The sequence below is a fragment of the Streptomyces monashensis genome (assembly GCF_001866665.1).
GTDB lineage: Bacteria > Actinomycetota > Actinomycetes > Streptomycetales > Streptomycetaceae > Streptomyces > Streptomyces monashensis.
In genome coordinates, this window is the sequence record NZ_MLYO01000077.1 from 33,236 (window position 1) to 46,076 (window position 12,841).

Sequence of the window (12,841 nt, forward strand, 5' to 3'; positions counted from 1 at the left end):
CGGCCTCCGCGACCTGGGCGGGTCCGCTCCCCCGGGCCCGCCCGGCGTCGCCCCGCACCGCATCTCACCCCTCATCCGCGTACGCCCGATCCCTGTGACGCGCGTACGTCCTCGACCCCACCGGGAGTCACGTTGCCGACGGCCACGACGTCCTTTCTGGACCAGCAGATCGTCCTTGACCACGGGACCGGGGCCCGGCTCAGCCGGGAGCTCGTCGAGTTCGTCGTGGAGGTGCTCGCAGACGTCTACCTCGGCGAGATGGAGGACAGCGCCATCCTCCCGCCGCTGGACGGCGCGCTCGCCATGACCACCGACTCGTTCGTGGTGGACCCGCCGTTCTTCGGCAACGGCGACATCGGCAAGATCGCGGTGTGCGGCACCGTCAACGACCTCGCGGTGGCCGGTGCCCAGCCCCGCTATCTCACCCTCGCCATGATCCTGGAGAGCGGGCTTCCCCTCGCGCAGCTGCACCGGGCCCTGGAGTCCGTCCGGGACACCGCGCGCGAGGCGGGCATCAAGATCGTCGCCGGTGACACCAAGGTCGTCGGGGCGGGCGAAGCCGACGGCATCTTCCTCAACACCACGGGCGTCGGCGTCTTCACCTCCCCGCCCAAGCGCATGAAGGACGTCACCGTCGGCGACAAGATCCTGCTCAGCGGGCCGATCGGCGACCACACCATCCACCTTCTGTCGGTGCGCGAGGGCCTCGGCTTCGAGTCCAACGTGCTCAGCGACTGCGCCCCGCTGAACGGCATGATCGACGCGGTGCGCGGCGCGGTGCCCGAGTCCGCGGTGCGTTCCATGCGTGACGTGACCCGCGGCGGCCTCAACGCGGTGCTGCACGAGTACGCGTCCGCCGTCGGCCATGCGCTGCGCGTCGAGGAGGAGGCGCTGCCGATCAGCTTCGAGACGGCGATGGCCGCGGACATGCTCGGCATCAACCCGATCAACTGCGCCAACGAGGGCTGCCTGGCGCTGTTCGTGGCCCCCGAGCACGCGGACGACGTCCTGCGCACGCTGCGCGCCCACCCCTACGGCAAGGGCGCCGTCGTCATCGGTGAGGTGACCGAACGCCCCGATCCCGTCGTGGAGCTGACCGGAAAGGACGGCCGGGTCAGCGAGGTCGAGGAACTGCAGGGCGCCGAGCTCCCCCGCCTGTGCTGATCTGACGAGTGGGACGAGGAGTCATGGCAGACATCGAGCAGTGGCTGATCCGCGTGTCCGGCGTGGTCCAGGGCGTGGGCTACCGGCCCTTCGTCCACACCCTGGCCACGTCCCTCGACCTGACCGGCTGGGTCCTCAACGACACGTTGGGCGTCCAGACCGAGGTGTGCGGCGCACCCGACACGCTCGCCGCGTTCACGACGGCTCTCAAGGACCGCGCCCCGCTGCTCGCCCGTGTGGACGAGGTACGCGTGGAGCGGCGGACACCCCGGCCCGGCACGAAGCCGCCGGCGGGCTTCGAGATCCGCGAGAGCCGGCGCACCGGTCGGGCGAACACCATCGTGGCTCCTGACTCGCACGTGTGCGACGACTGCCTGCGCGAGGTGTTCGACCCCGCCGACCGCCGCCACCGCTATCCGTTCTCCAACTGCACGCACTGCGGCCCCCGTTACTCTCTGATCAAGGCGCTGCCCTACGACCGGGAGCAGACCACGATGGCCGTCTTCGTCATGTGCGAGGACTGCCGCGCCGAGTACGTGGACCCCGCGGACCGCCGCTACCACGCGCAGCCCACCGCCTGCCCGCGGTGCGGTCCCCAGGTGACCCTTTCCGGCCCCGAGGGGGTGCTGGCCGGGGCCGAGGAGGCGCTGACGCGCACCACGCGGGCGCTCGCCGAGGGAAAGATCGTCGCCGTCAAGAGCGTCGGCGGCTTCCACCTCGCGGTGAACGCGCGCGACGCGGCGGCCGTGGCCCGGCTGCGCACGCGCAAGAAGCGGGACTCCAAGCCGTTCGCGGTGATGACCGCGGGCCTCGCGGAGGCGGCCCGGATCGCCCGGATCACCGACGCCGAGCAGGAGTTGCTGCGCTCCCCGGCCCGGCCCATCGTGCTGCTGCGCAAGCTGCCGGGCGCCCTGCCCGAGGAGGTCGCCCCGCGCAACCCGAACCTCGGCGTGATGCTGCCGTCCGCACCGCTGCACCATCTGCTGCTCGACCGGCCCGGGCTGGACGTCCTCGTGATGACCAGCGGGAACATCTCCGGCCACCCGATCGCCTACCGCAACGAGGACGCGCTGGCCCAGCTCTTCGAGGTCGCCGACCTTGTCCTGCACCACGACCGGGACATCCACGTCCGCGTGGACGACTCGGTGGTGCGCAGCTCCGTGCACCCCGCCCTGGACGAGCCGGTCGTCACCTTCCTGCGGCGCTCGCGCGGCTACGCCCCCTACCCGGTGAAGGTCGACGACATCTGCGGACCGGTCATCGCCTACGGCGCGGAGCTCAAGACCACGGTCGCCCTCGGCGACGGCAACGAGGTGTACGTCAGCCAGCACATCGGCGACCTGAAGAACGACGAGACCTACGCCTCGCACCGCGAGGCCGCGGCCCACCTGTGCGAACTGTACGAGCTGAAACCCCGGCACGCCGCCTGCGACCTGCACCCCGCCTTCCGGGCCCGGGTGCTGGCCGGTACCGACCGGCCCGACGACGTCGTCGAGGTCCAGCACCACCATGCCCACATGGCGTCCTGCATGGCCGAGAACCGGCTCTCGGGCCCCACCATCGGTGTCGTCTTCGACGGCGCGGGCTACGGCGAGGACGGGACCATCTGGGGTGGCGAGTTCCTCGTCGGTGACTTCACCGCGGTGCGCCGGGCGGCCCATCTGCGGGCGATCCCGCTGCTCGGCGGCGACAAGGCCGTGGCGGAACCGGTGCGCACCGGCTACGCGCTGGCACTGCAGGCCCTCGACACACCGGAGAGGGCCGTCGCCGCCTTCCCCGCCCTGGAGGTTCTCGACGAACGAAAACGCACCGTGTTCGCCACGATGGCCGCTCGCGGCATCCAGGCCCCGCCGGTGTCCAGCATGGGCCGGCTCTTCGACGGCGTGGCCGCCCTGCTCGGCGTCTGCGCCTACGCCGAGTACGAGGCGCACGGCCCCATCGAACTGGAGGGACTGCTCGACCGCGACCTCACCCTGACCGCGCCGTACGCCTTCGGTGTCGACACGGGCGGCGACGCCGACGTCCTCGACCCGAGGCCGGTGGTGCGGGCCATCGCCGCGGACCTGTCGCGCGGAACCGCCGTGGCGGACATCAGCCGCCGCTTCCACTCCGCGGTGGTCGACATGGTCGTCAAGCGGTGCACCGCGCTGCGCGAGCGCACCGGCATCCGCCAGGTGGTGCTCTCCGGCGGCGTGTTCCTCAACGAGTTCCTCCAGGTCAACTGCCTCGTAGAGCTGCGCAGGGCGGGCTTCGACGCCCACGCTCACCGGCTGGTGCCCACCAACGACGGTGGGATCGCGCTCGGCCAGGTGATGGTGGCCAACGCCCGGCTGCGCGACACCCCGACGCCCGCATGACCGACCCCTGCTCGACCGACGACGGAGGCACTGCCCGATGTGGACCACAGATCTGACCCTGGACACGGTCGTGCGCCTGCTGAGTGAGAACGAGGCGAGCGCACGGCAGACCCTGAGCATGGTGCCTTCGGAAACCTCCATGTCGGGCCTGGCCAAACTGCCCATGCTCCTCGACCCGTACCACCGCTACTTCTTCAACGAGGACGACGACCCCGACCGCTGGCACTTCCGCGGCGCCCAGCGGCTCCGCGACCTGGAGATGGAGCTGACCGTCCCGCTGCTGCGGGAGCTGGGCCGGGCGTCGTACGCCTCGGTGCGGCCGCTGAGCGGTCTGAACGGGATGACGCTGGTGCTCGCGGCGCTCGGCGGCGATCCGGGTTCCACGGTGGTCACCATCGCCCCGGAGCTGGGCGGCCACTACGCGACGCCCAAGGTGGCCGGCCGGCTCGGGCTCCGGGTGGAGTACCTGCGCGGCCCGGACCCGCACACCCTGGACCTCGCGCACGCCGCCGAACTGCTCGCCCGGACAAGGCCTTCGCTGGTGTACGTGGACCAGTCGCACTGCCTGTTCCCCGTCGACGTGAAGGCCCTGGTGGACACGGTGCGGGCGGCCTCGCCGGGGACGCTGGTGCACGTGGACGCCAGCCACTGGCTCGGGCTGGTGCTCGGCGGGGCGTTCCCGAACCCCCTGGACCAGGGCGCGGACAGCTGGGGCGGTTCGACCCACAAGACGTTCCCCGGCCCGCAGAAGGCAGTCGTGCTGACCCGGGACCCGGCCGTGGAGCAGCTCATCCGCGACACCCAGGACTTCCTCATCAGCAACCACCACTTCGCCGCCACCATCGGGCTGGGCATCGCCCTGCTCGAGTTCCGTGACTTCGGCCCCGACTACACCCGGGCGGTCCTCGAGCACACCCGCCGCTTCGGCCGGCTCCTGACCGAGCGTGGCCTGACCCTGGCCGCCGCCGACCGCGGCCATTCCGCGGGGCACCAGCTGTGGCTGGACACCGAGGCCGACGGCATCCCGGCGAAGACCGCGGCCGCCCGGCTCTCCGCCGCCAGCCTCAAGGTCAACTTCATGTCCGGGCTGCCGGGCTTCACCGGGCAGGGTGTGCGCATCGGCCTCAACGAGGCGACGTACGAAGGTCTCTCGGGCGACGACATCGACGAGCTCGCCGACGTCTTCGTCGCGGCCGTGCGCGACACCGAGCCGCCCGCCCTGCTCGCCGAGCGCACCGCCGCGCTGCGCAGGCGTACCCCGTACGGCGCCCGCGCGACCGAGGGCAGCCCGCTGCTCGCCGCGGCACTCGAACTGTGCGAGGGCGCCCTGCGGCGCACCGGCACGGCCGCGGAGCGCATCCTGACGGAGGCGGCCCGGTGAGCCGTCCCGTCATCGGCATCGCCTCCTACCGCGACCGCGCGCGCTGGAACATCTGGGACACGGACGCGACCGTGCTGCAGCAGGGTTACGTCGACGGGGTGCACCGGGCGGGCGGACGCGCCGTCGTGCTGCCGCCCGACGACACCGACGCCGACGTGCTGGCCCGCCTCGACGGGCTCCTGCTGCCCGGCGGCGCCGACATCGATCCGGCGCGCTACGGCGCCGCCCGCCATGCGCACACCGACACCCCGAGTGCCGACCGGGACGCCGGGGAGCTGTTGCTGCTCGACGCCGCGCTCGCGGCCGGCCTGCCCGTCCTCGGGGTGTGCCGCGGCCTCCAGCTGCTCGCCCTCGCCTACGGCGGCACCCTGCACCAGCACCTGCCCGACCTGGTCGGGCACAGCAGCCACTGCCCGGCCGAGGGCGTCTTCGGCGAGCACCCCGTGCACCTGGTTCCCGGCAGCCGGGCGGCCGCGGTGTACGGGGAGCGGACCGTCGTCAACTCGCACCACCACCAGGCCGTGCTCGACCCGGGCGCGCTGCACGTGACCGGGCGGGCCGACGACGGCGTGGTGGAGGCGGCCGAGGACCCGTCCCTGCCGTTCGTCCTCGGTGTGCAGTGGCACCCCGAGGTCTCGGGCGACCCGGAGCTGTTCGCGGCGTTCGTCGCGGCCTGCGCCGCCCGGTCGTTGCAAGGTGCCGCATCGCGGTGACGACACGCCCCGTCACCGGCATCTGACAGCGCCTTCGTACACCCCCGCCCGCGCCCGCGGCGCGGGCCCGGAACTCACCGCAGGACTTTGCCAGGAGGGCAACCGTGCACACTCACGTCCGTCCCGTCGGCGGCACACTGGTCGGCATCCTGCGCGACCGGGCGGACACCACTCCGCACCGCACCGCCCTGGAGTTCGTGCTCGACGACGGCAGCGAACACGCCCTCGGCTACGCGGCGTTGGACCGCCGGGTCCGCGCGGTCGCCGCCGCGCTCACCGAACGCGGCCTGCGCGGGGAGCGTGTCCTGCTGCTCTTCCCGCCGGGCGAGGACTATGTGACCGCCTTCCTCGGCTGCCTCTACGCGGGCGCCGTCGCCGTGCCCGTGTACGTGCCGACCGGCAGACGCGGCCTGTCCGCGGTGCTGGCCACCGCGGCGGACGCGGGCACCGTGCTCGCGCTGAGCAGCCGGGAGGTGACGGAGGCGATCGCGGCCTCCTACCCGGAGCTGACGACGTCGGGGCTGATCCAGTGGCTGATCACCGAGGACATCCCGGACGCGGCGGCCGACGACTGGGCGGGCCCGGGCCCGGCCCCGGACGACCTCGCGTTCCTGCAGTACACGTCCGGGTCCACGGGAACTCCCAAGGGCGTGATGGTGCGCCACGACAACCTGGTGCACAACTCGGCGTCCATCAGCACCGCTCTGGGCGTCGGGCCGGACAGCCGGGGCGTGAGCTGGCTGCCGCCGTACCATGACATGGGACTGATCGGCGGCATCCTGCAGCCCCTCTACGCGGGTTTCCCCTGCACCCTGATCTCCCCCATGGGGTTCATGCGCAGCCCGTACCGCTGGCTGGACGCGATCAGCAGGCACCGGGCCACGGTGTCGGCGGCGCCCGACTTCGCGTACGGCGAGTGCGTGCGCCGCATCCCCGAGGACAAGCGTGCCGAACTCGACCTGAGCAGTTGGCAGCACGCCATGGTGGGAGCCGAGCCGGTGCGGCCCGCGACGCTGGACGCCTTCGCCCGCGCCTTCGCCGACAGCGGGTTCGACCGGTCGGCCTTCCACCCCTGCTACGGGCTCGCCGAGGCGACGCTGTTCGTCACCGGTGGCGCGCCCGAGCGGGGCGAGCCCCGGGTGCTGCGCGCCGACCGCCGCGAACTGGAGCTGGGGCAGGCCGCGCTGGCCTCCTCGGGCGAAGCGGCCGCTGCGGTGCTGACCGGCTGCGGCCGCCCGCGCAGCGACGACGTCGTCGTGGTGGTGGACCCGGCCGAGGGGCGCGCGTGCCTGCCCGGCGAGACGGGCGAGGTGTGGGTGAGCGGCCCGACCGTCACCGGCGGCTACTGGAACAAGCCGGAGCTGACGGAGGAGGTCTTCCACGCCACGCTGGACTCCCACCCGGGCCGGCACTTCCTGCGCACCGGCGACCTCGGTTTCGCCCTGGACGGGGAGCTGTTCGTCACCGGCCGCGCCAAGGACCTCCTGGTGGTGCGTGGCCGCAACCACTACCCGCAGGACGTCGAGCAGAGCGCCGAGCACGCCCACCCGATGCTGCAGCCCACCCGGGCCGCGGTGTTCTCGTACGACGACGGCACCGAGGAGCGGGCCGTCCTGGTCCACGAGGTGGTGCGCGGCTTCGACGCCGAGCAGGCGCCCGCCGTGATCAGCGCGGTGCGCAAGGCGGTGGCGGTCGAACACGGGCTGTCCCTGCACGAGGTGGTGCTGGTGCGGCCGGGGGCCATCCCGCGCACCACGAGCGGCAAGATCCGCCGCAGTACCTGCCGCGAGCGGTGGCTGGCCGGTGCCCTGGAGGCCGTCGCGACCGGCGGCGCGGACACGGAGGCAGCCGGGGACGGCGCGGAGGCGGCCCCGGTGGCAGCGGCGGTCGTGGAGGCGGTCGCCCTCGAACTCGACCTGTCCGCCGAGCAGATATCGCCGCGCGTCCCGCTGGTGGTCATGGCCCTGGACTCGCTGCGGGCGGTGCGGCTCGCCGACGCGGTGCGCGAACGCTTCGGGGTGCTCGTGTCCCCCACCGAGTTGCTCGACGGGCTGACCGTGGCCGGTCTCAGCGCGCTGATCGGTGCCCGAGGGGGATCGGCCGGCGCCGAGGGCGAGGACGCCGTGGCCGCCGGCCGTGCCGCGTCCACCGGGGAGGACGCCGGTGCCGCGCCGGACGTCCCCGGCCCGGACACCACCGCCGTCGCACCCGCGAGCCGCGCGCAGGAGTGGATGTGGCTCCTGAACGCCATGGGCGGCGGCGCCGCCTACCACGTGGCGGGCGGCATCGACCTGCACGGCCCCGTCGACCCGGAGCTGCTGCGGGCGAGCCTGGAGGACCTGGTGGCGCGCCACCCCGCGCTGCACTGCGGCTTCACCTCCGACACCGACGGCACGCTGCTGCGCACCCCGCTGGCGCCGCGCCGCTTCGAGCTGCCGGTGGTGGAGCGGACGTCGGACCGGGACGCCCGTGACGTGGCGGCCGACCTCGCCGACGCGGCGTTCGACCTGGCGGCGGGGCCGCTGCTGAGGGCGGTCCTCGTGCGGGCCGGAGCGACCGAGTGGACCCTGGCGCTGGCCGCGCACCACATCGCCGTGGACGGCTGGTCGCTCGGCCTGCTGCTGCGCGAGCTCGGGGTCTGCTACCGCGAACGCCTCGCGGGGCGCACCCCGTCCCGTGCCGTCGTCGAGGCTGCGCAACCGCACGCCGGCGACGACGCGGCGGCCACCGAGTTCTGGCGGCAGACCCTGGCCGGGGCGCACGCGGTGGCGCTGCCGCTGGACGCCACCCCGCACCCGAACGCCTTCCGCGGCGCCGCCCTGCCCTTCGCTCTGCCGGCGCCCCTGGTGGCCCGGCTCAAGCGCTACGGGGCGGTGCGCCGCTCCACTCTGTTCATGGTGGTCCTCACCGGGCTGTCCGCCGTGCTGAGCAGATGGACCGGTCAGCAGGACCTGGTGGTCGGCGCCGTCGCGGCCGGACGCCACCGCCCCGGCACCGGCGACCGGATAGGGCTGCTCGTCAACACACTGCCGCTGCGTATCGACGCCTCCGGCGCCCCCGCCTTCGGCGAGCTCCTGTCCCGGGTACGCTCCTCGTGCCTGGCCGCCTACGCACACCAGGACGTCCCGCTGGAGGAGATCGTCCGGCTGGCCGGCACGGACCGCGCCGACGGGCGGGCCCCGCTGGTGCGGGTGGCGCTCGCGCTGCAGAACCTGCCGCTGGCGCCCTGGCAGTCCGGCGAGGTGCGCGCCGAACCCTTCGAACTGCCCGCACCGGGCGCCCAGTTCGAACTGTCGCTGCATCTGGCGGAGGAGAGCGACGGCAGCCTGACGGGCCACGCCGTGTACGCCGCCGACCTGCTGTCCGCACAGAGCGCGCGCCGCCTCCTGGAGGCGCTGGCGCTGGCCCTCGAAGCCGTGCCGGGGCCTCCGGGCGCGGCGGCGACGGACCTGCCGACCCTGCGGTCGGCCGAACTCGACCGTGTGGTGAGGGAGTTCAGCTGCTCGGACGCCCCGCTCGACGACGGTCTGGTGCACACCGCCGTCGAGCGGCAGGCCCGGCTCACCCCCGACGCACCGGCCGTCGTGTGGGACGGGGGCGAGCTGTCGTACGCCGCTCTGGACGCCCGCGCGAACCGGTTGGCCCGACGGCTGCGCGCCCTCGGCACGGCCCCCGACCAGGTGGTGGCGGTACACCTGCCGCGCTCGCCCGAACTGGTCACCGCACTCCTCGCGGTCGTCAAGGCGGGTGGCGCCTACCTGCCGCTCGACCCGGACCATCCCCGCCCCCGGCTCGCCCTGCAGCTCGCGGACGTACGTCCGTCCCTCCTCGTGACCTCGCGCGAGGGCGCGCACGGCGGCGCGGGCGAACTCGCCGCCGGCCAGTCCGGGTTGACGATCGTCGAGGTCGACGACCCCGCCCTGGACGGTCTTGCTGACGGCCCCCTCGAGGAGGTGGCACGGCCGGAGAACCTGCTGTACGTCCTGCACACCTCCGGGACGACGGGCACCCCCAAGGGCGCGATGAACCAGCACGCCGGGGTGGCCAACCGGATGGCCTGGATGCAGGCGATGTATCCGCTGTCGGCCGGGGAACGTGTGCTGCACAAGACGCCCATCGGGTTCGACGTGTCCGGCTGGGAGATCTGGTGGCCGCTGCGCTCCGGCGCGACGATCGCGCTCGCCCGGCCGGGGGGCCACCAGGACCCCGGCTATCTGGTGCGGTCCGTCGTCGACCACGCGGTGACGACCTGCCACTTCGTGCCGTCCATGCTGCGCGCCTTCCTCGACGAGCCCACGGCCACGACGGCCGCGGGCATCCTGCGGCGCGTGGTCTGCAGCGGCGAGGCGCTGCCGCCGGACGTGGCGGACCGCTTCCACCGGCTGCTGCCGGGAGTGGAGCTGCACAACCTGTACGGTCCGACCGAGGCCGCCATCGACGTCACCGCGCAGCCGGTCCTGCCCGGCGCGACCGACCGACCGCGGCTTCCGATCGGACGCCCGGTGCCCGGGGTCCGCCTGTACGTGCTCGACGAGCGCGGCAACCCCCAGCCTGTGGGCGTCCCCGGCGAGTTGCACATCGGCGGCCTCCAGGTGGCCCGCGGCTACTTCGGCCGGCCCGCGCTGACGGCGGCCGCCTTCGTCCCCGACCCGTTCGGCTCCGGCGGGCGGCTGTACCGCACCGGTGACCGGGCGGCCTGGACCGAGGAGGGCACGCTCGACTACCTCGGCCGCATCGACCACCAGGTCAAGATCCGCGGGCAGCGGGTGGAGCCCGGCGAGTCGGAGACGCTGCTGGCCCGGCACCCGGCCGTCGGCAGCGCCGCCGTCGTGCCCCGCCGGCGAAACGGCGAGACGTACCTGGCCGCCTACCTGGTGGCCGCGGGCGGCGCCGAACGGCCGACGTCGGCGCGGCTGCGGGAGCATCTGGCGGACAGCCTGCCGCCGGCGATGATCCCGACGGCGTACGTGTGGCTGGACGCACTGCCGACGAGCGCCAACGGAAAGCTGGACCGCGACGCGCTGCCGGAGCCGGACGAGGACCTCTCGACGGGCGCGTACGTGGCGCCTCGCAACGCGGCCGAGCAGGCGGTCGCCGAGGCGTGGTGCGAAGTCCTGGGTCTTCAGGAGATCTCGGTGACCACGGACTTCTTCGTGCTCGGCGGACACTCGCTGCAGGCGACCCGGATCGCGCTGCGACTGCGCGAGGCGTTCGGGGTGGCGTTCTCCGTCACTGACCTGCTGAGCGGGGCGCCGACGGTGGAGCAGACCGCCCAGCTGTTGACGGAACGCCAGGTGGAGCAGAGCGATCCGGACCAGGTGGCCCGCCTTCTCGACGAGCTGTCCGGGCTGTCGGACGCCGAAGTGGCCGCCCTGCTCCGGGAGGAGGGCTGAGCGAGCCCGCGTCAGACACTGCCGGCGTCCGGCGTGCCCGAGCGCGCGCTGCCGCCGACGTCTTCACCCACGAACCGATGTCCACGTACGAAGGGAAACACCGGCCCATGGCCGCGACGCTCAAGGACGACTTCGCCGAGCGGGCCCGCCTGGAGGCGCGGCTGCTCGGCCGGCGCAGGGGCGGCACGCCGCTGCCACTGCTGGACCGCCCGGCCGGATCCCCGTGGCGGTTCGCCGCCTCGCTCGGCCAGGAGGGCATGTGGGCCTCACTGGCATCGACGCCCCGCCAGCCACTCATCGTCGGCGGACTCAGGGTGTCGGGGCCGTTGGACACCGGGGCGCTGCGCGAGGCGTGGCGGGCGATCGCGGAGCGGCACGAGACGCTGCGCAGCGCCTACCGCGTGGTGGACGGCGCGCTCACCCAGGTGGTGTCGCCGTGCGCGGACCCGCTCATGGAGACGGCCGACGCGGACGGGGCACGGGTCGCCTCCGTCGCCGACGACGAACTGGCCCGGCCCTTCGACTTCGACCGGGGCCCGGCGGCCCGGCTGCGCGTGCTGCGGCGCGCGCCCGGCGAACATCTCGTGGTCGTCTGCCTGCACCACATGATCGGCGACGCCCGCGCCCTCGAGGTGGTCACCGCCGAGCTCACGGCGCACTACGCCGCCACCGTCACCGGCGCCGGGCCGGCGCTCCCCCGGCTCCCGGTCCAGTACGCGGATTTCGCGCAGTGGCACCGGGACCGGGTCGAGGGCGAGCACGGCGCGCGTACCGTCGCGTACTGGGTGGACCGCCTCGCCGGGGCGCAGCCCGCGGTACTGCCGTGCGACCGGTCGGGCGCGCCCGCGAGCTCCCCGGACATCGCGGGCCGTACCCGCTCCTTCTCACTGTCGTCCGACACCTTCGCCCACCTGCGCGAGGTGGCGGCCCGCCACCGCACCACCTTCTACGTGGTCGGGCTCGCCGCCTTCCAGATCCTGCTGGCACGCCGGTCGGGCGAGCGCGACATCTGTGTACGGGCCCCCGTCTCCTACCGCGACCGCAGCGACGTGCACGACCTGGTCGCCGACTTCTCCAACGACGTGGTGGTGCGCGCCGACCTGTCGGGCCGTACGACACTCGGCGAGACCGTGGAACAGGTGCGGGTGAGCACGGCGCGCGACTTCGCCCACCACGACGTGCCCCCGCACCTGGTGGCCGCGCACATGGCCGACCCGGGCCTGCTGGAGCGGCTGTTCCACGTGCAGTTCACCGCGGAACGCGAGCACGACGTCAGCGCGGCCCAGCGGCTCGGCCCGATGAGCGCCGAGCCGTTCTCCCCCACGGCCACCACCGTCGCGCGCCCGCTCAGCGTCCGCCTGCGCCACGACGACGCGAGCGCCCGCGTGATCGTCGCGTACCGCTCGGGCCTCTTCTCCGACGAACGGATAACGGAGCTGCTCCGCGAGTACGTCGACCTCTTCGAGGAGCTGGCGCTGCACCCGGAACGCCCGGCGATCCCGTGACCCGGGAGGCCGGGCGCGCCGCCGTCAGTAGCGGTAGTGGTCGGGCTTGTACGGGCCCTCGACCTCGACGCCGATGTACGCGGCCTGCTCCGGACGCAGCGTCGTCAGCTTCACACCGAGGGAGTCCAGGTGGAGACGGGCCACCTTCTCGTCCAGGTGCTTGGGCAGCGTGTACACACCGACCGGGTACGCGTCCGGCTTGGTGAACAGCTCGATCTGGGCCAGCGTCTGGTCCGCGAAGGAGTTGGACATCACGAACGACGGGTGACCGGTGGCGTTGCCCAGGTTCAGCAGACGGCCCTCGGACAGCACGATGATCGTCTTGCCG

The 12,841-nt window shown here is 73.6% G+C and carries 7 protein-coding genes; 6 read left to right on the top strand and 1 reads right to left on the bottom strand.

The genetic code is table 11. The annotated features are described in order from the left end of the window. The first annotated feature begins 132 nt into the window (after nt 1-132). The 6 genes from hypE (at nt 133) to BIV23_RS38270 (ending at nt 12,513) form a co-directional block, all read left to right on the top strand. Entirely contained in the window at nt 133-1,164 is a 1,032-nt protein-coding gene (gene hypE, locus BIV23_RS38245) for a hydrogenase expression/formation protein HypE (RefSeq protein WP_245790841.1), read from the top strand. 23 nt (nt 1,165-1,187) lie between these two features. Continuing rightward, nucleotides 1,188-3,521 carry a carbamoyltransferase HypF gene (gene hypF, locus BIV23_RS38250; RefSeq protein WP_071385597.1) on the top strand — a complete coding sequence of 778 codons (2,334 nt, stop codon included), beginning with the start codon at nt 1,188-1,190 and terminating at the stop codon, nt 3,519-3,521. 37 nt (nt 3,522-3,558) lie between these two features. Further along, the gene (locus tag BIV23_RS38255; RefSeq protein ID WP_071385598.1) at nt 3,559-4,902 is read left to right on the top strand and encodes a PLP-dependent aminotransferase family protein; all 1,344 of its coding nucleotides are present in this window, start codon (nt 3,559-3,561) and stop codon (nt 4,900-4,902) included. After that, complete coding sequence (locus BIV23_RS38260; RefSeq protein ID WP_071385599.1) at nt 4,899-5,615, top strand: gamma-glutamyl-gamma-aminobutyrate hydrolase family protein; 717 nt, start codon at nt 4,899-4,901, stop codon at nt 5,613-5,615. The genes BIV23_RS38255 and BIV23_RS38260 overlap by 4 nt, the downstream gene beginning before the upstream one ends. A gap of 104 nt (nt 5,616-5,719) precedes the next feature. After that, on the top strand, nt 5,720-11,008 hold the full coding sequence (locus BIV23_RS38265) for a non-ribosomal peptide synthetase (protein WP_071385600.1): 5,289 nt from the start codon (nt 5,720-5,722) through the stop codon (nt 11,006-11,008). A 107-nt stretch (nt 11,009-11,115) separates the two neighbouring features. Then, nucleotides 11,116-12,513 carry a condensation domain-containing protein gene (locus tag BIV23_RS38270; protein WP_071385601.1) on the top strand — a complete coding sequence of 466 codons (1,398 nt, stop codon included), beginning with the start codon at nt 11,116-11,118 and terminating at the stop codon, nt 12,511-12,513. A gap of 24 nt (nt 12,514-12,537) precedes the next feature. Here BIV23_RS38270 and BIV23_RS38275 read toward each other — a convergent pair. Beyond that, nucleotides 12,538-12,841: adenosylhomocysteinase (locus BIV23_RS38275; protein WP_143079199.1), on the bottom strand; the 304-nt coding region annotated here is incomplete at its 5' end.